Source organism: Pseudomonas sp. P7759 (assembly GCF_013386445.1).
Lineage (GTDB): Bacteria > Pseudomonadota > Gammaproteobacteria > Pseudomonadales > Pseudomonadaceae > Aquipseudomonas > Aquipseudomonas azotoformans_A.
Window position 1 is genome coordinate 36690 of record NZ_JACART010000037.1, and the last position, 21220, is coordinate 57909.

The window sequence follows — 21220 nt, forward strand, 5'->3', positions numbered from 1 at the left end:
TTTCTCATGGGCTGACGCCGTAAAGGCTGTGTTGATGCTCATGAATAACAAGATTCCATTAGCCACGCCCGCTGACAACGGGCCAACGAAGAACTTTGAACCATGGCCACTATCCACGTAGACGGCAAAGCGCTCGAAGTCGATGGGGCAGACAACCTGTTACAGGCATGTCTCTCACTAGGCCTCGACATCCCGTATTTCTGCTGGCACCCCGCGCTTGGTAGCGTCGGTGCCTGTCGCCAGTGCGCGGTCAAGCAATACACCGACGAGAACGACACCCGTGGTCGTATCGTCATGTCCTGCATGACCCCAGCCACCGACAACACCTGGATCTCCATCGACGATGAAGAATCCAAGGCGTTCCGCGCCAGTGTCGTTGAATGGCTGATGACCAACCACCCCCACGACTGCCCGGTCTGTGAGGAAGGCGGTCACTGCCACCTGCAAGACATGACGGTGATGACCGGCCACAACGAGCGCCGTTATCGCTTCACCAAGCGTACCCACCAGAACCAGGACCTCGGCCCGTTCATTTCCCACGAAATGAACCGCTGCATCGCCTGCTACCGTTGCGTGCGCTTCTATAAAGACTACGCCGGCGGCACCGACCTGGGCGTATTCGGCGCCCACGACAACGTGTACTTCGGTCGCGTTGAAGACGGCGTGCTCGAAAGCGAGTTCTCCGGCAACCTCACCGAGGTCTGCCCGACCGGTGTGTTCACCGACAAGACGCACTCCGAGCGCTACAACCGTAAGTGGGACATGCAGTTCGCCCCGAGCATCTGCCATGGCTGCTCCAGCGGTTGCAACATCTCCCCGGGCGAGCGCTACGGCGAACTGCGTCGCATCGAAAACCGCTTCAACGGTTCGGTCAACCAGTACTTCCTGTGCGACCGTGGCCGTTTCGGCTATGGCTACGTGAACCGCGAAGACCGCCCGCGCCAGCCGTTGCTGGCCAATGGCGGCAAGCTGAGCCTGGACGACGCGCTGGATAAAGCCGCCGACCTGCTACGCGGCCGCAACATCGTCGGTATCGGTTCGCCTCGCGCCAGCCTCGAAAGCAACTTCGCGTTGCGTGAACTGGTCGGTGCCGAGCACTTCTACTCCGGAATCGAAGCCGCTGAGCTGGAGCGCATCCGCCTGGTCCTGCAAGTGCTGAACGACAGCCCGCTGCCGGTTCCGAACATGCGCGACATCGAAGACCACGACGCCATCTTCGTCCTCGGTGAAGACCTGACCCAGACCGCCGCGCGCATCGCCCTGTCCCTGCGCCAGTCGGTCAAAGGCAAGGCCGAAGACATGGCCGACGCCATGCGCGTACAACCGTGGCTCGACGCCGCGGTGAAAAACATCGGCCAGCACGCGCTGAACCCGCTGTTTATCGCAAGCCTGGCTGAAACCAAGCTCGACGATATCGCCGAAGAATGTGTGCACGCAGCCCCAGACGACCTGGCCCGCATCGGTTTCGCCGTGGCCCACGCCCTCGACGCCAGCGCGCCTGCCGTCGAAGGCCTGGACGCTGAAGCCGTTGAACTGGCTCAGCGTATCGCCGACGCCCTGCTGGCCGCCAAGCGTCCACTGATCATCGCCGGCACCTCGTTGGGTTCCAAGGCGTTGATCGAAGCCGCTGCCAACATCGCCAAGGCCTTGAAGCTGCGCGACAAGAACGGTTCCATCAGTCTGGTCGTGCCGGAAGCCAACAGCCTTGGCCTGGCCATGCTCGGTGGCGAGTCCCTGGACGCTGGCCTGCAAGCGGTGATCGACGGCAATGCCGACGCCATCGTGGTGCTGGAAAACGACCTGTACACCCGCACCGATGCCGCCAAGGTTGACGCTGCGCTCAACGCCACCAAAGTGCTGATCGTTGCCGACCACCAGAAGACCGCCACCAGCGAACGTGCCGACCTGGTCCTGCCAGCCGCCACCTTCGCCGAAGGCGACGGTACCCTGGTCAGCCAGGAAGGCCGCGCCCAGCGCTTCTTCCAGGTGTTCGATCCGAAGTACATGGACGCCAGCATCCTGGTTCACGAAGGCTGGCGCTGGCTGCATGCCCTGCGCGCCACCCTGCTGAACCAGCCGATCGACTGGACCCAGCTCGACCACGTCACTGCCGCCACCGCCGCGAGCGCGCCGCAACTGGCCCGTATCGTCGACGCAGCACCGTCCGCCGCGTTCCGCATCAAGGGCATGAAACTGGCCCGTGAACCGCTGCGTTATTCCGGTCGTACCGCCATGCGCGCCAACATCAGCGTGCACGAACCGCGTACTCCACAAGACCCGGACACCGCGTTTGCCTTCTCCATGGAAGGTTACTCGGGCTCCGCCGAACCGCGCCAACAGGTGCCGTTCGCCTGGTCGCCGGGCTGGAACTCGCCACAAGCCTGGAACAAGTTCCAGGACGAAGTCGGTGGTCACATCCGCGCTGGCGACCCAGGCACCCGCCTGATCGAAAGCACCGGTGACGCGCTGAACTGGTTCGCTGCCGTACCGCGTCCGTTCAACCCGGCCCAGGGTACTTGGCAGGTTGTGCCGTTCTTCCACCTGTTCGGCAGCGAAGAGAACTCTTCCAAAGCCGCGCCGGTTCAAGAGCGCATCCCAGCCGCCTACGTTTCCCTGGCCAAGTCCGAAGCCGACCGCCTGGGCGTCAACGACGGTGCCTTGCTCAGCCTGAACGTGGCCGGCCAGACCCTGCGTCTGCCGCTGCGCATCAACGACGAGCTGGGCGCTGGCCTGGTTGCACTGCCGAAAGGTTTCGCCGGCATCCCAGCGGCGATCTTTGGCAAAACCGTTGACGGTCTGCAGGAGGCAGCGCAATGACTTGGTTCACGCCGGAAGTAATTGACGTGATCATTTCGGTGGTCAAGGCCATCGTGATCCTGTTGGCCGTGGTCGTCGCGGGCGCCCTGCTCAGCTTCGTCGAACGTCGCCTGCTGGGCTGGTGGCAGGACCGTTACGGTCCGAACCGCGTTGGCCCGTTCGGTATGTTCCAGATCGCCGCCGACATGCTGAAAATGTTCTTCAAGGAAGACTGGACCCCGCCGTTTGCCGACAAGGTGATCTTCACCCTGGCACCGGTCGTGGCCATGAGCGCCTTGTTGATCGCCTTCGCGATCATCCCGATCACCCCGACCTGGGGCGTGGCGGACCTGAACATCGGCTTGCTGTTCTTCTTCGCCATGGCCGGTTTGTCGGTCTATGCGGTGCTGTTCGCCGGTTGGTCGAGCAACAACAAGTTCGCCCTGCTGGGCAGCTTGCGGGCTTCGGCCCAGACCGTGTCCTATGAAGTGTTCATGGGCCTCGCGCTGATGGGCATTGTGGTGCAGGTCGGCTCGTTCAACATGCGCGACATCGTCGAGTACCAAGCGCAGAACCTGTGGTTCATCATTCCGCAGTTCTTCGGCTTCTGTACCTTCTTCATTGCTGGCGTCGCCGTGACTCACCGTCACCCGTTCGACCAGCCGGAAGCGGAACAGGAACTGGCCGACGGTTACCACATTGAATACGCCGGCATGAAATGGGGCATGTTCTTCGTTGGCGAGTACATCGGCATCATCTTGATCTCGGCCCTGCTGGTCACGCTGTTCTTCGGCGGCTGGCATGGTCCGTTCGGCATCCTGCCGCAGTTGGCGTTCTTCTGGTTCTTCCTGAAGACCGCGTTCTTCATCATGTTGTTTATCCTGCTGCGCGCGTCCATTCCGCGTCCACGATACGACCAGGTGATGGATTTCAGCTGGCGCTTCTGCCTGCCACTGACCCTGATCAATTTGCTGGTGACGGCTGCCGTTGTGTTGTTGAACACGCCAGCCGGCGCGGTTCAGTGAGGATTTGACCCATGTTCAAATATATTGGCGACATCGTTAAGGGTACCGGTACCCAGTTGCGAAGCCTGGTGATGGTTTTCGGCCATGGCTTTCGCAAACGCGACACCCTGCAATACCCGGAAGAAGCGGTGTACCTGCCGCCGCGTTATCGCGGCCGTATCGTGCTCACCCGCGACCCCGATGGCGAAGAGCGTTGCGTAGCCTGCAACCTGTGCGCCGTGGCGTGCCCGGTGGGTTGCATCTCCCTGCAGAAAGCTGAAACCGAAGACGGTCGCTGGTACCCGGACTTCTTCCGCATCAACTTCTCGCGCTGCATTTTCTGCGGCCTCTGCGAGGAAGCTTGCCCGACCACTGCGATCCAGCTCACGCCGGATTTCGAGATGGCCGAGTTCAAACGTCAGGACCTGGTGTACGAGAAAGAAGATCTTTTGATCTCTGGTCCCGGTAAAAACCCTGATTACAACTTCTATCGTGTTGCAGGTATGGCCGTTGCCGGTAAGCCGAAAGGCGCCGCACAAAACGAAGCCGAGCCGATCAACGTGAAGAGCTTGCTGCCTTAAGGAAGAAAGATGGAATTCGCTTTCTATTTCGCGTCCGGTATTGCAGTGGTGTCCACGCTTCGCGTGATCACCAACACCAATCCTGTGCACGCCTTGCTCTACCTGATCATTTCGTTGATCGCCGTGGCCATGACCTTCTTCGCACTCGGCGCCCCGTTCGCCGGCGTGCTGGAAGTGATCGCCTATGCGGGCGCCATCATGGTGCTGTTCGTGTTTGTGGTGATGATGCTCAACCTGGGGCCGGCTTCGGTCGCCCAGGAGCGCGTCTGGCTCAAGCCCGGCATCTGGCTCGGCCCGGTCATCCTGGCAGCGCTGCTGCTGGGTGAACTGCTGTATGTGCTGTTCGCTCACCAGAGCGGTCAGGCCATCGGCCACACCACCGTAGACGCGAAAGCCGTGGGCATCAGCCTGTTCGGCCCGTACCTGCTGGTGGTCGAACTGGCTTCGATGCTGCTGCTCGCTGCAGCCATCACCGCCTTCCACTTGGGCCGCAACGAAGCCAAGGAGCAATGACGATGCCTGCTATCCCTTTGGAGCATGGTCTGGCGGTCGCCGGCATCCTGTTCTGCCTTGGCCTGGTCGGCCTGATGGTTCGCCGTAACATTCTGTTCGTGTTGATGAGCCTGGAAATCATGATGAACGCCGCTGCACTGGCGTTTATCGTTGCGGGTGCACGTTGGGGCCAGCCGGATGGACAAGTCATGTTCATCCTGGTGATCAGCCTGGCAGCCGCCGAGGCCAGTATCGGCCTGGCGATCCTGCTGCAACTGTATCGTCGCTTCCACACGCTTGATATCGACGCTGCCAGTGAGATGCGCGGATGAACATGATCTTTCTGACTTTCGTATTCCCCCTGATCGGTTTCCTGCTGCTGTCGTTCTCTCGCGGACGCTGGTCGGAAAACCTCTCGGCCCTGGTCGGTGTGGGCTCCATTGGCCTTTCGGCCATCGTGACCGCCTACGTCATCTGGCAATTCAACGTGGCGCCGCCGGAAGGCGGTCACTACACCCTGGTGCTGTGGCAGTGGATGTCGGTGGAGGGCTTCAAGCCCAACTTCGCCCTCTACGTCGACGGCCTGTCGATCACCATGCTCGGCGTGGTGGTGGGTGTGGGCTTCCTGATCCACCTGTTCGCGTCCTGGTACATGCGCGGTGAAGCCGGTTACTCGCGCTTCTTCTCGTACACCAACCTGTTTATCGCCAGCATGCTGTTCCTGGTGCTGGGCGATAACCTGTTGTTCCTGTACTTCGGCTGGGAAGGCGTGGGCCTGTGCTCGTACCTGTTGATCGGTTTCTACTACAGCAACCGCAACAACGGTAACGCCGCACTCAAAGCCTTTATCGTGACCCGTATCGGTGACGTGTTCATGGCCATCGGCCTGTTCATCCTGTTCCAACAGGTGGGCACGCTGAACATCCAGGAACTGCTGGTGCTGGCACCGCAGAAATTCCAGGTTGGCGATTTCTGGATCACCCTGGCTACCCTGATGCTGCTGGGCGGCGCTGTCGGTAAATCCGCGCAACTGCCGCTGCAAACCTGGCTGGCGGATGCGATGGCCGGTCCTACCCCGGTGTCGGCATTGATCCACGCCGCAACCATGGTAACCGCCGGTGTCTACCTGATTGCCCGTACCCACGGCCTGTTCACCCTGGCGCCGGACATCCTGCACCTGGTGGGCATCGTCGGTGGCGTGACCCTGGTGCTGGCCGGTTTTGCTGCCCTGGTACAGACCGACATCAAGCGTATCCTCGCCTACTCGACCATGAGCCAGATCGGCTACATGTTCCTGGCCCTGGGCGTTGGCGCCTGGGACGCGGCGATCTTCCACCTGATGACCCACGCTTTCTTCAAGGCCCTGCTGTTCCTCGCTTCCGGTGCGGTGATCGTTGCCTGCCACCACGAGCAGAACATCTTCAAGATGGGCGGCCTGTGGAAGAAACTGCCACTGGCCTACGCCAGCTTCATCGTCGGTGGTGCCGCACTCGCAGCCCTGCCGCTGGTGACCGCCGGTTTCTACTCGAAAGACGAAATCCTCTGGGAAGCCTTTGCCAGCGGTAACCAGAACCTGCTGTACGCAGGCCTGGTGGGTGCGTTCATGACCTCGCTGTACACCTTCCGCCTGATCTTCATCACCTTCCACGGTGAAGCCAAGACCGAAGCACACGCAGGCCATGGCATCTCGCATTGGTTGCCGTTGTCGGTGCTGATCATCCTGTCGACCTTCATCGGCGCCCTGATCACCCCACCGCTGGCCGGTGTCCTGCCAGAAAGCGCCGGCCATGCCGGTGGCGCTGCCAAGCACAGCCTGGAAATCGCCTCGGGCGCCATTGCTATCGCCGGTATCCTGCTGGCGGCCCTGCTGTTCCTCGGCAAGCGTCGCTTCGTGACCGCCGTGGCCAACAGTGGCATTGGCCGTTTCCTGTCGGCCTGGTGGTTCGCTGCCTGGGGCTTCGACTGGATCTACGACAAACTGTTCGTCAAGCCTTACCTGGCCATCAGCCATGTACTGCGCAAAGACCCGCTCGACCAGACCATCGGTTTGATCCCGCGTGCCGCCAAGGCCGGTCACACCGCCCTGAGCCGCAGCGAGACTGGCCAGTTGCGCTGGTATGCAGCGTCCATGGCTGCCGGTGCGGTACTGGTGATCGGCGCCATCGTCGTGGTAGCGGCCTGACCATGTCTATGAACCTTGCGAACATTGCCAACTTTGCGAACTTGCGAAAGGAAACGAGCCTGTCATGATTCTGCCCTGGCTAATCCTGATCCCCTTTATCGGCGGCCTGCTCTGCTGGATGGGTGAACGCTTCGGCGCCACCCTCCCCCGCTGGATTGCGTTGCTGACCATGTCCCTGGAACTCGCACTCGGCCTCTGGCTGTGGGCCCATGGCGACTATTCATTTGCTCCGGCACCGGGTGTCGATCCAACCTTCGCGCTTGAATTCAAGCACGTGTGGATCCAGCGCTTCGGCATCAACGTGCACCTGGCCCTCGACGGCCTGTCGCTGTTGATGATCCTGCTGACCGGCCTGCTGGGTATTCTCTCGGTACTCTGCTCCTGGAAAGAGATCCAGCGTCACGTGGGCTTCTTCCACCTGAACCTGATGTGGATCCTGGGCGGCGTGGTTGGCGTGTTCCTCGCCCTCGACCTGTTCATGTTCTTCTTCTTCTGGGAAATGATGCTGGTGCCGATGTACTTCCTCATCGCGCTCTGGGGTCACAGTTCTTCGGACGGCAAGAAAACCCGGATCTACGCGGCGACCAAGTTCTTCATCTTCACCCAGGCTTCCGGCCTGATCATGTTGGTGGCGATCCTGGGCCTGGTACTGGTCAACTTCAACAACACCGGCGTGATTACCTTCAACTACGCCGACCTGTTGAAAACCAAGATGTCCCTCACCACCGAGTACATCCTGATGCTGGGCTTCTTCATCGCGTTTGCGGTGAAGCTGCCGGTGGTGCCGTTCCACTCCTGGTTGCCTGACGCTCACGCCCAGGCGCCGACCGCAGGTTCCGTGGACCTGGCCGGTATCCTGCTGAAAACCGCTGCCTACGGCCTGCTGCGTTTCGCCCTGCCGTTGTTCCCGAATGCCTCGGCCGAGTTCGCGCCGATCGCCATGACCCTGGGTCTGATCGGGATCTTCTACGGTGCGTTCCTGGCGTTCGCACAAACCGACATCAAGCGTCTGATTGCCTTCTCCTCCGTCTCCCACATGGGTTTCGTGCTGATCGGCATCTACTCCGGCAGCCAACTGGCGCTGCAAGGCGCCGTAATCCAGATGCTGGCCCACGGTGTCTCGGCCGCTGCCCTGTTTATCCTGAGTGGCCAGCTGTACGAGCGCCTGCATACCCGTGACATGCGTGAAATGGGTGGCGTGTGGTCGCGCATCGCGTACCTGCCGGCGATCAGCCTGTTCTTCGCCGCCGCGTCCCTGGGCTTGCCGGGCACCGGCAACTTCATCGGCGAGTTCCTGATCCTGATGGGTGCATTCGTGCAAACACCGTGGATCAGTGCGATTGCTACCTCCGGCCTGGTGTTTGGTTCGGTCTACTCGCTGATCATGATCCACCGCGCCTACTTCGGCCCGGCCAAGTCCGACACCGTCCTGCAAGGGATGGATGCTCGCGAACTGATCATGGTGCTCGGCCTTGCGGTGCTGCTGATCTACATCGGCGTGTACCCGCAACCGTTCCTGGACACTTCTGCCGCAACGATGCATGGCGTGCAGCAGTGGTTCGGCACCGCCTTCTCTCAACTCGCTTCGGCCCGGTAAGAGCGCTATGGAATTCACGATCCAACACTTTATCGCGCTTGCGCCGCTGCTGATTACCAGCCTCACCATCGTGGTGGTGATGCTGGCAATCGCCTGGCGCCGCAATCATTCGCAAACGTTCCTGCTGTCCTGTGCGGGTCTGAACCTGGCCCTGCTGTCGATCATCCCGGCCCTCAAGGTCGCGCCATTGGCGGTCACGCCGTTGATGATGGTGGATGACTTCGCCCTGCTGTATATCGCGCTGATCCTGGTCGCGACGCTGGCGTGCGTCACCCTCGCCCACGCCTATATGGGCGAAGGCGGCACCGGCTACCCAGGCAACAAGGAAGAGCTGTACCTGCTGATCCTGCTGGCAGCGGCCGGCGGTATCGTGCTGGTCAGCGCACAGCACCTGGCGGGCCTGTTCATCGGCCTGGAACTGCTGTCGATCCCGACCTACGGCCTGGTGGCCTACGCCTTCTTCAACAAGCGCTCCCTGGAAGCCGGCATCAAGTACATGGTGCTGTCGGCCGCCGGTTCCGCGTTCCTGCTGTTCGGTATGGCCCTGCTCTACGCCGAAGCCGGCAGCCTGAGCTTCACCGGTATCGGTCACGCCCTGGCCACTACCAACATGCCTGCGCCAATCGCCCAACTGGGCCTGGCCATGATGTTGATCGGCCTGGCGTTCAAGCTGTCGCTGGTGCCCTTCCACCTGTGGACACCGGACGTGTACGAAGGCGCCCCGGCGCCGGTGGCGGCGTTCCTGGCCACCGCGTCGAAGGTTGCTGTGTTTGCGGTGATGGTGCGTCTGTTCCAGATCTCCCCTGCTGCCAACACCGGTGTGCTGAGCACCGTGCTGACCGTGATCGCCATCGCGTCGATCCTGTTCGGTAACCTGCTGGCCCTGACCCAGAACAACCTCAAGCGTCTGCTGGGTTACTCCTCCATCGCGCACTTCGGCTACCTGCTGATCGCCCTGGTGGCGAGCAAAGGCCTGGCCGTGGAAGCCATGGGCGTGTACCTGGTCACCTACGTGATCACCAGCCTGGGTGCGTTCGGCGTGATCACGTTGATGTCCTCGCCATTCAAAGGCCGTGACGCCGACGCCCTGTACGAATACCGCGGCCTGTTTTGGCGCCGTCCGTACCTGACCGCCGTACTGACCGTGATGATGCTGTCCCTGGCCGGTATCCCGCTGACCGCAGGCTTCATCGGTAAGTTCTACATCGTCGCCACCGGTGTTGAAGCCCATGAATGGTGGCTGGTTGCCTCGCTGGTACTGGGCTCCGCGATTGGCGTGTTCTACTACCTGCGCGTGATGGTCACCCTGTACCTGATCGAGCCAAACCTGCGCCGTGTGGACGCCGAGCTGCATTGGGAGCAGAAGGCAGGCGGCGTGATGCTGCTGGCCATCGCCCTGCTCGCGTTCTTCCTGGGCGTGTACCCACAACCGTTGCTCACCCTGGTGCAGCACGCGGTACTGGGCGTTTGATCGCTTAGCGGGATGCAGTCAACAAAACGGTGCCTTCGGGCGCCGTTTTGCGTTTCTGGGGGAGTGGCTTTTACCCTCCCCTATTCACGGAAATTTCCTCAGCCATCTGCCTCCTCATCCGGCATCTACTCGATGAAGGCCGCCGTATGGTGTCTGCGTTTTAGGAAAGTTCCCACAGCAGGGTCACTTGACCCATCGCGGGTGGGCCACCAAACTATACGCAGGCTACGTACAGAACATGGATGCTCTATTTATCGAACTGCCGGCCTTCGAGCGGCATCGCAAGGACTATCTGAGTGACGAGCTTTTCCAGGGTTTTCAACAAGAGTTGATGAAAAACCCGGAAGCAGGAGATGTGATCGAGGGAACAGGCGGACTGCGCAAGGTTCGCTTCGTCGATGAGCGACGCAACAAAGGCAAGCGCGGCGGCCTGCGGGTCATTTACTACTGGTGGTCGGGCGGCACGCAGTTCTGGCTGTTCACCCTGTACGGCAAGCACGAACAGGATGACCTGACACCACAGCACAAAAAAGCCCTAAAACACCTGCTGGACAGGGAAATCAAAGCGAGAACACATCATGAAACGTGAAATCTTTTCCGAACTGGTCGAAGGCTTCGACGCCCTGGCAGACGAACGCCAAGGCAAAGTCACCCTGCGAACCCACAAGGTTCACCTCAAAAACCTGGCGCCACTCACCGCCGAGGAAGTGGTCGCGGTGCGCCAACAACTCAACCTCTCCCGGTCGGTGTTCGCCATGTACCTGCGCACCAACACCCGCACCCTGGAAAACTGGGAGCAAGGCCGGGCCAAGCCGAACGCCCAGGCTGCTACGCTGATCCGCCTGGTGGCACGTTTCCCGGAAACCGTGGCGCAACTTGCTGCATTGGGTTGATCAGCAAAGCCCCGACAGGTTCGGGGCTTTTTCATTCAGGGCCATGGGCCGCCGAGCATGTCGGCATAGGTCCCAGCATCGGGCAATCCCTCCCCTTCCCAACGCGTCGGCGCAACGTGGGGGGAACCTTCGCTCCAGAACAACACCCGCATGGCGGGATCTGCTCGTTCGATAAGCATGGGCAATGGCAACGCCTGTACTGACTCATCAAATACTTCGAGGGAAAACGCCTCGCTCAAGGCTGACAACGCCAAGCGCTCCACCTCACCATGCCAGGTCGCATCCAACAGCAGCCCGTCTCCAACTGCCGCAGCAACGGTCAGTGGAAAATAGCGCCCCACCCGATCCACACTGGGAATCATCACCCCGGCCCAGCCTTGTTCACCACATACACCCGCCGCCAACGCAAAGTGCCAGATCGGACTGCACAGATACACCTCCAGCCATTGCTCGCCCAGACGCTCATGACTGCACTGCAAACCGGCCTGCAACCAGGCGTCCCACGGGCCAAGGAATTCCGGTGCCAAGCGACGACTGACAAAGTCTCCCAGGGTGGGAACCTTGCCGAAAAATCCATTCATGGTGGTTTCCTAAAAGCTGCCCGGGCAATGGAACGGCTCGAAGCTGTCGCGGCGGAATGGGTTGATCACACTGCTAGCGCGCAGCAGATACGCCACCCGATGGCCTTCCAGGTTGAAGGTCAGTTGCAGCTGTTCGCCCTGGGTGTTCACCACAGCCTTGTCCATCATGCGCAGCCAACCCCAGGGGCCGTCGCTGCGCAGTGGGCTGGCCAGCCCTGGCGTGGCGTCCAGACGCACCAGGCCGCCGGACTTGCCGCTGGGCAGCGAGATACTGGCAAAGTCGGGCACAGTCCCGGCGTCAAACACCACCGGCTGGCCATCGATATCCAGCGTGACCTTGCTCAGTGCCGGGTCTGCCCCCAGGGGTTTCAAGTCAAAACGCATGGACGGCTGGCGCGCACCGGCCACGAAGAACATATCGCGCAACCTGGCGCCACGCTGGAATTGATTGAGTACATCCTGGGAGATATTCAGCGGCGTCACGCCAGTTGAACGCCAGCGCCACTGGCTGCCGCTCATGTCGACATACGCTGCAAGGTTCTTGCTGAAAAAATCGTCCATCAACCCACCTGGGCCGAAAAACTTGCCGAAGTCATCGGCGGTGGCATCGCGGGCTGAGCTGCGCACCAGCGGATAACGCCCATCGATGGCCGCCCGACAGAACGGTGCGCCGCTCGCCTCCCATAGTGCATTCAACCGGGCTTTTTCATTGCCAAGGGTCAGCGCCGTGCCCCCCGATTCCACATCCCGCAGCAGCGTCGACAACGGCGCAGGCTGCGTGTCACCCGAGCGTTTCAAGCGCCCCAACACCTCGTTGGAAGGTGCCGGCGCAGCACTGCGGCGCGCAGCGTCAGCGCTGTCGAAGAATTGCCCGGCGTCCTTCAACGACGCCAACACCTCATCCACCGGCTGCGGGCCGGTGCCGTTGCCCACCAAGCGATGCAGCGCGGCGAAATGCTGGTCCACCGGGTTGGCCGACGCGTCCGCCACCGGTGCCGGGCTATCGCCACCCAGCGCCGATTGCAGCTTTTGCGTGGCCGCAGCGATCTTGTCGCGCACGCGCTGATCGGTGTCCTTGACTGTGGTCGAGGTCAACGCCCCCTCCAGCGTGGTCTCCTTCGACACCGCCACCAGCAACGCGCGCAACGGTGAATCATTGGCGGCGAGCACATTGGTCACCAACGAGGCCTGGCCAAGGCTGGTCAACGGTGCCAGGTGCACATCCGCGAGGAAACTGTCCCATTGGCGGATGTAATCGGCGTAGTAAAGCTCCAGCACCGCCGCCTGCATGGCCGGGTTGGCGCCGGCAATCTGCGCCGACTCCTGGCGGTCCAGCACCCAACTGTCCTTGGCCATCTCGGCCACGGCCTGCGGGGTCTTGCGAGTCAGTTCCCGGTAGCCGGCGATGCTGTAGACGCCACTCACCCCACGGGACAACGGCTCGCCACTGGCACGGGTCATCAGCGACGAAACATCCCGCCCCACCGCACTGTTCACACTCAGCTCGGGCAGGTGTTGCTGGTCGACCTGGCGCTTCACCCGGTTATAGATGCGCTGGGATAACGGCATACTCGCCAACGCCAGGCGCACCGTGGCCACCAACGCGCTGTCCAGTTGCACCGGCTCGGCCTCGTCGTCGGCTTCCAGCAACGCCGCAACGTGGTCCGACAGCTGCTGCAACTGCGCAGGCGTGGCCTGGGGCAGTTCGCGACGCCAGTCCACATCGACCCAGGCCTGCACCGAAGGCGCGTCGAAGAACTGCCGCTCGCCGAGCATCAAGTAGGCGCGCAAGGTTTCGTAAAGAAACTCCTGATTGCTCGCATCGCCACGGCGCAAGGCGTTTTCCAGGTTGGCGACGATATGCGGCAACAAGGTGCTGCGCAGCAAGCGCCGATACAACGTGACTGCGCCCGCACCGAGCTTGTTGCCCTGGTACAGGCCCATGCGGCTGAGCAACGGCACACTGCGGTCGTCGTCGCTGTAGCCGCTGGGCAAGGCACGCGCGGCATTCAGCAGCGACAGGGTAACCAGCACATCGCCTTCGGCCGGCAGTGCCTTGGCCAACTGCGCGACGTTGGTGGCGGCACTGGACGCATCGGCGATCAGTTGCAGGTTGCGGGTATAACTGATGGTCATGCCGACCAGCAGCAGGACGAACGCCACACCCGCAGCTATGCGCCCCGCCCGGCCGAGCAGACGTCGGCGCCGTTGCTCCTGGTGATTGACCCCAGCGAGCCCGGCTTCCTTGAAGATCACCTCGCGCAGCAGGCGGGTGATGAAGTAACTGCGCCCACTGGCGACATTCGGTGCCAACACCTTGCGGCCGAGGCCGAAGGACGCCGCCAGCGAGGTCAGCACCCGATCGATCGGACTGCCCTCCTGGGTGCCACTGGTGAAATACACACCCCGCAGCAGTGCCGGTTCCTGGTAGCGATTGGCTTCAAAGACTGTATTGAGAAAACGCGTGAGGCCGTCGCCCAGGCTGGCGAACTGTTGCGGGAAGCTGTAGAGCAACGCGCGTCGTGACAAGTCACGCTCCTGTTGCAAACGCTCCAGCACACGCCGTTGCAACTGACGCTCCAGGGCATCGAACTCGCCCGGGAACGACGCCAGGCCCGTTTCCACCTGGGGTGGCTGGGCCAATGGAAAAGTCACACCCCACACCTGCGCGCGTTCGTCGCGGCCGAAGGTTTCGAAGAACTCCGAAAAGCCCGCGAGCAAGTCGCACTTGGTGATGATCACATACACCGGGAAGCGCAAGCCCAGGCGCTCGTACAGCTCATTGATGCGCGCGCGGATCGCCACGGCCTGGGCCTGGCGCTGGGCGTCGGTCTGTTGCAGCAAGTCGCTGACGCTCAAGGCCACGATCACACCGTTGACCGGGCGTTGGCGGCGGTACTTTTTCAGCAAATCGAGGAAGCCGCCCCATGCGGCCTTGTCGACTTCGGTGTAGCTGTCCTGGGTGGTGTAGCGCCCGGCAGTGTCGAGCAGCACCGCTTCATCGGTGAACCACCAATCGCAATGCCGCGTGCCGCCGACACCGCCGATGGCACCGCTGCCCATGGCCTCGCGCAGGGGAAATTGCAACCCGGAATGGGTCAGTGCCGTGGTCTTGCCGCTGCCCGGCGCGCCAACAAACATGTACCACGGCAATTGATACAGGTACTGCCCGCTCATCTTCCAGCCAGGATTGGCCTTGCGCAGCACCGCCATGGCCGAACGCATGCGTTCGCCCAACTCGGCCACTTCGGCCTGGGACTCACGCACGCCGGGCGCCACCGTTGGCGCATCGGCCACGCCCGCCATCAAACCACGGTTGGCACGCCAGGCCCGCCACAGGCGCCAGGCAAAATAGCCGGCCCACACCAGCACGAACAAACCGATCAAACCCCAGCGCCGCGACTCCGGCGCCAGTGGCTCGCTGCCGTTGAACGCCAGCAACGGGCCCTCGTACCACACCAGCAGGGACAGCAAGGCCACACCGATCAGCGACAACAACCAGGGCTTGAGCAGCCACAGGATGAAGCGCTCCACCGGGGACCATAACAACGAAAACAGCGTCGAAAAATTCATGGCTATTGCGCCTGGGAAGGGATCAATACGGTGATATCGACGCGGCGGTTACGCGCGCGATTCGCCGCTGAATCGTTGGGCACCAAGGGTTCGGTTTCGCCACGGCCTTCGCTGCGGTAACGCTCCACCGGCCCGGCCCGCTGCGCCAGCAAGCGTGCGACGGTCTTGGCCCGCGCCTGGGACAGGTCAAAGTTGGAGCCCAGTCGTGAGGTCGCCGAGGGCCGCACGTTGTCGGTATGCCCGACCACCACCACATCCCCCGGCACCGTAGCCAGGGCATCGCCGATGCGCGTAAGCAAGCCGTCGAAGTTGCTCGACACTTCGGCACTGCCGGAGGCGAACACCCCATCGCCGCGCAGGGTGATTACCGAGCGATCAGCGCTGTCTTTCACCGCCACTAGCCCCTGGGCCACTTCCGGCGCGAGGAACCCGGCCAGGCGCACGGGCGCAGGCGTGGCCGGCACCGCCACCTTGAGCGGCGAAGCCACACGGATCGCACCCAGCTGGGCAAACACCGGGTCGGACGCGCGATTGAGCAACCAGCTGTAGGTCAGTTGCACACTCAACAGCAGCACCGCCGCCACCGACGCCAACACCCACAGCGGCACCCGCCGCAGCATCGAGGCCTGCGGCGCTTCGGCACCGCGCCAACGCGGTGACAAGTCTTGTTCCTGATTGCCACGTTGCTGGTTGATCAAGTGCAGCAGGCGTTCACGCAACAACCCCAACTGATCCAGGCCGCGATCCAGCACGCGATAACGTCCTTCCAGGCCCAGCGCCATGCACAGGTACATCAACTCCAGCACATCGATATGGGTGCGCAGGTCCTGGCTCAGGCGCTGCAGGATCATGAAGAACTTCTCGCCGCCCCATGCCTCGTTGTGGAAGGTCACCAACAGGCTGCGGCTGCCCCACACTCCGGCGCCCCACGGGGTGCTAGCGATGGTTTCGTCGACCAGGGTGCACAACGCGTAGCGCGCGGCGGCCACGGTTTCCACGTCGACCTGGCTGGCGCGGGCCTGGGCTTCGAAGGCCTGCACCGCCTGGATCAGGCGTTGGCGCAGGCTTTCCATATCCGGCATGGCCGTGAGACTGCGCAACGGCACCACCAGGTCCAGCAGCGGGTTGGCTGCACGCACCAGCGGGTTGAGCCCCTGGCCCTGCAACACCATGGCTTCGCGCTGTACCGGTGTTACCGGCGGTGCTGCCCTGCGTCCGCCTGGAGTGGGGATCAGCAGGGTGCGATCCGGGTCGCCTTCAAAAGTGTCGTTCACGTCAGTCACCTTGCCTTAGTTGCGGATCGCCCAGAACTGCATGTCCAGCCCTGGGAACACCCCGGCGATATGCAGGGCAAAGCCGGCCGACTGGCTCAGCAATTGCCAATATTCGCTGCTGCGATCGAGTTCGAAATAGGTAAAACCGGCGTGAAACGGCAACTGCCGTGGCGCCACCGGCAAGGGGCGCAGACCGATGCCCGGCAGTTGCAGGTTGACCAAGTCGCGAATCTTCTCCACCGAGCCGATCTTCACCTGCGGCGGGAAGCCGTTGCGCACGCTCTCGGCGGACATCTGCGCCTGCACCGCCAGGATAAAGGTGGCCGAACGCAGCAACTCCTGGTCGGGCAGCACCGCCACACGAATGCCGTACTGGCGCTCTTCCAGCGGGATCGCGATGGCGCGCGCATCCATCACCGTCGACAGTGCGCGGCGCAGGTCGAGCATCACCGGGGCGTAGGTTTCCGCCAGGGCCGCATGGCGGTACGCCGGGTAGGCAGAGGCACGCTTGTCATCGCGGGTAAAGGTCGCCAATTCACCGGCCAGGCTCGCAAGGTCGCGGTACAACTGCTCGGGATGCAGGCCAGTCATCGCGGCCAAGTGGCGCACCAACGGCAGGCTGCGATTGAGTACCTGCAACAGCAGGAAGTCGGCGATTTCTGCGGCGCCGCTGCCATCGGGTTGAGTCAGGCGCGACGCCAGCGCCTCGACCCGCTGCTGCACCAGGCCCAGCAGCTCATCGACAAACGCCCCCAGGCGTTCGGCGGCACGGATGTCCAGGCACGGCGGGCAGTAAGTGCGGTCGAGCACCACGCTTTTGTCGGCACGTTTTTCCACCACATGGGCGATGCCCAGGGTGGTGTAGGCATCCGCTACATCGCCTTCAAACGCCAGGCGCAGGCGCAGTTTGCCGATGCTCATCAAGGCGCTGCTGTCCAGGCCATTGCTGTCCCAGGCTTCGTACTCGCTGCTGCGATGGCGGGCGAAGTTTTCAAAACCGGGGTTGTCATCCACCTCCGACACGCCAGGACGCAGGCTGGGCAGCGCCAACACCACTTTCAGGTCGCGGGCGTCGCTAGGGATCTCCAGGGGCAACGGCATTTCATCGCCGAAAGGCAGGCCAACCGGCGTGCCGTCAGGCAACACGCCGCTGAACGACAACAAGGACAACTTGCCCATGGCCAACTGCTGCGGGTCGATTTCCAGCGTGGAAAACCCCCAGCTGTAAGCACGCAAGGCACTGACGCGGGCTTCCAACTGGGCCTGCAGGAAACGGTCATGTTGTTGCAGGTGTTGAGGCTGCAACAGCATGCCTTCAGACCAGACGACTTTGTTATTCCAGGACATGAATTCTTCTCAATAAAAGGGCTGGAGTCAGGAGCGCATCCGCGCGACCTGTTCCTCATAAGCCTTGGAAAACAGCTCACCAAACAACCGCTGCAAATCCTCATCGGCATCCCGTGCCAGGTCTTCGTAGCGCTCCACCAAGCGGTCCCACAACCGCGCCTTGCGCCGCGCCGGCATCCACTTGTCCAGCGCGCCATGGGTGGTGCGGCGTTGCTCGACCCGTGCCGGATCAAAGCGCTGCACCACCGCGCCAAGGGCCGCGCGCATGCCGGCGATCACCGCCAGTTCATGGGCCTTGAGGTCGTCGAACGAGGCGTTCATCGCCTTGACCGGGCGCATATAGGCCGGCGAGTCGCCACCGAGCATCTGGGTCAGCGCGCTGTCGGCGTCGGGGAAGAATTTGAGTGGGTTGTTGGAATAGGCACCGATCATGGTCATGTCGATATGACTTTCGCGCTTGGTCAGCGCGCGGGCCATGAGCACATCCATGGTGCCGGTGGTGGTGGCGCGGAGCATTTCGCCGACCAACTGGGCCAGCTCCGTGGGGGTACGGGTGGTGTGCAGGTCGGGGAGGCCCAAGCCTTGGAGCAACGCATGCAACACAGCGTCATCACTGTTGGACGCGGTCAATGTGGGAGCGGGCTTGCTCGCGAAGGTCTCCAAGACGATCGGTTGTTCCTGGATGACCGCGTTATCGTTCTTCGCGAGCAAGCCCGCTCCCACATGGGGTTCCGGGGCAACCGTGGGTTGGGTGGACAGGCCAAACAACGGGTCGTAATCCTCCGGAATCACCTGCGGCTCCGCTTGCCACAACGGCGCGTTGAACGCCTGCAACTGCGGCGCCACGTGGTCACTCTCAGTGCCGCGAAACGCCGGCGTCAGCGATGGATTCAACCCCAACGGGTCCGACAACGGCATGGCCCCGTCAAACAACGAGCCGCCCTCCAGGATGCGCGCACCGGCCAGGTCATCATGCAGCAGCACCGGCACCACCACTTCAGGGTTGCGCACCAACGGCTGGGGCACTTCCAGGGGTGGCAGCGGCGCGGCCACGGGCGGCGGTGGAGGCACAAACAACGGCGGCAGGATCCGCGTCGCCAGGGCATCGTCTTCGGGTTCGACGGCGGCTGGCTGCTCCAGGCGTACTTCCAGGGCGTAATCACCGATCACCAGGCGATCGCCCTCCTCCAGCACGCGCTCGCGCCCGTTACCCAGCGGACGCTCATTGACCAGGCTGGGATTGCTGCCGGTGTCAGTCAGGTAAAACTCGACGCCACGCAGCTCGATGCGCGCATGCACCCGCGAAATGTACTTGCCTGGGTCGTCCAGGGTCAGGTCATTGTCCGGCCCTCGGCCGATGGAGCCACCCACCTCGGTAAACCGGCAGATCACGTCACCGGGCATCGGTTGGTCGCGGTAGCTTTTGACCAGCAGGATCAGGTTCATAGCGGGCTCCTGTAAGGGTTATTTGCCATCGTCGGCCTCCTTGGGCGGCAACGGCACGCCGGCAGGTCCGGTGGCGGCCGACAGCGCCAGCGCGGTCGCGGCAGTGCCGGCCTGGGGCAAGGGGATGGGAATGGTCGAGGCGAGAATCATCGCCGGGGTGATCGTGAGAAAGGTCGTGCCGACCTTCATGGTGATGGTCGCCCCGGCTTCGATCACCACGTTCATGCCACCCTTGATATGCACGTCGAGGCCGGCAGTGACGCCGGTCTTCAACTTGCCATCGATGATCATCTGGGTGCCGGCAGTCATCGACACCGCGCCCGTGGCTTTCTCATTGCGATTGCCGCCCACCGAGGAATGCCGGTCACCGCCGACTTTCTCGCGCAGGTCGTTGTCGACTTTTGAATGGCGGTCACCGCCGACCCAGTCCAGGGAGTCCTTGAGCACCCGCTGGTCGAGGTTCTTCTGGGCGTGCAGAAACACTTGCTCCGCGCCTTTCTTGTCTTCGAAACGCAGCTCGTTGTAGCCACCGCCGCCCTTGGATGAGTTGCTTTTGATCGTCGAACGCGTGGCATTTTCCGGCAGCGCATAGGGCGGCAGGGTGTCGGCGTTGTAGACACTCCCGGTCACCAGCGGTTGGTCGGGGTCGCCTTCCAGAAAACTCACCACCACCTCCTGGCCGATACGCGGCGTGTACAACGCGCCCCAGCGTTTGCCGGCCCAACCCTGGGCCACACGAATCCAGCACGAACTGTTTTCATCGCGCTTGCCTTCGCGGTCCCAGTGGAACTGCACCTTGATGCGCCCGTATTTATCGGTCCAGATTTCCTCGCCTTGCTTGCCCACCACCATGGCCGTCTGCGGGCCGTGCATCAGCGGCTTGCGCGACACACACGGCGCACGGAATTGCTGCTGGCGCGACAGGGCCACGAACTCGCAGGTGAGCACCGGCTCAGGATGGTCCGGCGGCGTCGGCTCGTAGGTGTCCGAGGACAAGCGATAGCGCGCCTCCAGCAACAGGAATTGCGCGTTCTGCTCGCTGCGCGGGTGTTCGGTCAAGGTCATCAGCGCGCCCGGAAACAACCCGCGCGCGCGGGTGGCGCCAGTGACACGCTGGGTGCCGGTGTGCAGCGACTCGATCAGCGTGCGCGCGTAGGTTTCGCCCTGTTTGCGCTCGGTGTACTTGCCGGGGTAGTCGTAACGTTCATGACGCGACTGCGGGTAACTGCCGGCCAGGGTCGACTTGGCCAACAGGTTGGCGCTGGGCTTTTCGAAGTCGAAGTCCTGCAGGGTGTAGCCGCCCGGCTCCACCTCGCCACTCATGCGCCAGTCGTAGATCACTTCGCTTTCGCGCATGGCGTGGTCTTCGGCGGGCATGAAACGCACCTGGGCGTACCCCGGCGCGGGCGAATGGGCACCGTAAGAATCAGCCAGTACCAAAGTGTGACGCCCGGCCGCGCTCTTGAAGAAGTAGTAGATGCCCTGCTGTTCCATCAAGCGGCTGACAAAATTGAAGTCGCTCTCGCGGTACTGCACACAGTAGGTCAGCGCCTTGTAGCTGGCGCTCAAGCCCGAGGTGTCGACATCCGCAATGCTGTAGGGCGCGAACACCTGCTTGAGGATGTCCGGCACGCTCAGTTCCTGGAAAATCCGGCAATCGCTGGCCAACGTCAGGAACCACAGCCACGGTCGCAACACCGCCGTGTAAGTGGCGTAACGCCCCTGGCGACCGGTGAACGCGAAGTGGCTGACGTGCCCGTTGAAGTAGCGGCTGCCGCCCTTGGGCAGGTCCACCGCGACCGTCATCTGGGTGCCCAGCAGGTCATCGATATTCAGGTCGGCGCGTTCGCTGTACAGCTCCAGCCGGTATTCGCTGAGCTGGGACAGGCCCTCCTGCGCCTGCATGCGTCGAAACAGCAGCACGTCGGTGCCCAACACGCTGGTGAGCTGTATTTCACGGTGAATCTGTAAGGTCGCCATAGT

At 62.5% G+C, this 21220-nt stretch carries 16 protein-coding genes; 10 read left to right on the forward strand and 6 right to left on the reverse strand.

Annotated elements, in window-relative coordinates:
* Positions 1 to 102 precede the first annotated feature (102 nt).
* The 10 genes from nuoG (at position 103) to HX823_RS23385 (ending at position 11016) form a co-directional block, all read left to right on the forward strand.
* A complete protein-coding gene (gene nuoG, locus HX823_RS23340) occupies positions 103 to 2817 on the forward strand; it encodes an NADH-quinone oxidoreductase subunit NuoG (protein ID WP_177076935.1) in 2715 nt (904 codons plus the stop codon).
* Complete coding sequence (gene nuoH / locus HX823_RS23345) at positions 2814 to 3821, forward strand: NADH-quinone oxidoreductase subunit NuoH (protein ID WP_017137518.1); 1008 nt, start codon at positions 2814 to 2816, stop codon at positions 3819 to 3821. The genes nuoG and nuoH overlap by 4 nt, the downstream gene beginning before the upstream one ends.
* 11 nt (positions 3822 to 3832) lie before the next feature.
* Positions 3833 to 4381, forward strand: a complete 549-nt coding sequence (gene nuoI, locus HX823_RS23350; protein ID WP_003174725.1) for an NADH-quinone oxidoreductase subunit NuoI — start codon at positions 3833 to 3835, stop codon at positions 4379 to 4381.
* 9 nt (positions 4382 to 4390) lie between these two features.
* Positions 4391 to 4894, forward strand: a complete 504-nt coding sequence (gene nuoJ, locus HX823_RS23355) for an NADH-quinone oxidoreductase subunit J (RefSeq protein ID WP_016974946.1) — start codon at positions 4391 to 4393, stop codon at positions 4892 to 4894.
* A gap of 2 nt (positions 4895 to 4896) precedes the next feature.
* On the forward strand, positions 4897 to 5205 hold the full coding sequence (gene nuoK, locus HX823_RS23360) for an NADH-quinone oxidoreductase subunit NuoK (RefSeq protein WP_003174727.1): 309 nt from the start codon (positions 4897 to 4899) through the stop codon (positions 5203 to 5205).
* Positions 5202 to 7055: an NADH-quinone oxidoreductase subunit L gene (gene nuoL / locus HX823_RS23365; protein WP_038850297.1), complete on the forward strand. Its 1854-nt coding sequence runs from the start codon at positions 5202 to 5204 to the stop codon at positions 7053 to 7055. The genes nuoK and nuoL overlap by 4 nt, the downstream gene beginning before the upstream one ends.
* A 64-nt stretch (positions 7056 to 7119) precedes the next feature.
* A complete protein-coding gene (gene nuoM / locus HX823_RS23370; RefSeq protein WP_010209575.1) occupies positions 7120 to 8652 on the forward strand; it encodes an NADH-quinone oxidoreductase subunit M in 1533 nt (510 codons plus the stop codon).
* Between the two features lie 7 nt (positions 8653 to 8659).
* Positions 8660 to 10123 carry an NADH-quinone oxidoreductase subunit NuoN gene (nuoN, locus tag HX823_RS23375; protein WP_028616809.1) on the forward strand — a complete coding sequence of 488 codons (1464 nt, stop codon included), beginning with the start codon at positions 8660 to 8662 and terminating at the stop codon, positions 10121 to 10123.
* Positions 10124 to 10361: 238 nt separating this feature from the next.
* Positions 10362 to 10712, forward strand: a complete 351-nt coding sequence (locus HX823_RS23380; protein ID WP_038850296.1) for a toxin — start codon at positions 10362 to 10364, stop codon at positions 10710 to 10712.
* Complete coding sequence (locus HX823_RS23385) at positions 10702 to 11016, forward strand: DNA-binding transcriptional regulator (protein ID WP_033896843.1); 315 nt, start codon at positions 10702 to 10704, stop codon at positions 11014 to 11016. The genes HX823_RS23380 and HX823_RS23385 overlap by 11 nt, the downstream gene beginning before the upstream one ends.
* A 35-nt stretch (positions 11017 to 11051) precedes the next feature.
* Here the strand turns inward: HX823_RS23385 and tagF are convergent, their stop codons facing one another.
* The 6 genes from tagF to HX823_RS23415 are packed head-to-tail and all read right to left on the reverse strand — an operon-like array spanning position 11052 to position 21217.
* Positions 11052 to 11597, reverse strand: coding sequence for a type VI secretion system-associated protein TagF (tagF, locus tag HX823_RS23390; protein WP_177076937.1), 546 nt, complete (start codon positions 11595 to 11597; stop codon positions 11052 to 11054).
* A gap of 9 nt (positions 11598 to 11606) precedes the next feature.
* Positions 11607 to 15170: a type VI secretion system membrane subunit TssM gene (gene tssM / locus HX823_RS23395; RefSeq protein WP_177076939.1), complete on the reverse strand. Its 3564-nt coding sequence runs from the start codon at positions 15168 to 15170 to the stop codon at positions 11607 to 11609.
* Between the two features lie 2 nt (positions 15171 to 15172).
* Positions 15173 to 16444, reverse strand: a complete 1272-nt coding sequence (icmH, locus tag HX823_RS23400) for a type IVB secretion system protein IcmH/DotU (protein WP_177076941.1) — start codon at positions 16442 to 16444, stop codon at positions 15173 to 15175.
* A gap of 15 nt (positions 16445 to 16459) precedes the next feature.
* Positions 16460 to 17791, reverse strand: coding sequence for a type VI secretion system baseplate subunit TssK (tssK, locus tag HX823_RS23405; protein WP_177076943.1), 1332 nt, complete (start codon positions 17789 to 17791; stop codon positions 16460 to 16462).
* Positions 17792 to 17818: 27 nt separating this feature from the next.
* Positions 17819 to 19237: a type VI secretion system-associated FHA domain protein TagH gene (gene tagH / locus HX823_RS23410; protein WP_177076945.1), complete on the reverse strand. Its 1419-nt coding sequence runs from the start codon at positions 19235 to 19237 to the stop codon at positions 17819 to 17821.
* 18 nt (positions 19238 to 19255) lie between these two features.
* A complete protein-coding gene (locus HX823_RS23415) occupies positions 19256 to 21217 on the reverse strand; it encodes a type VI secretion system Vgr family protein (protein ID WP_177076947.1) in 1962 nt (653 codons plus the stop codon).
* Positions 21218 to 21220 lie beyond the last annotated feature (3 nt).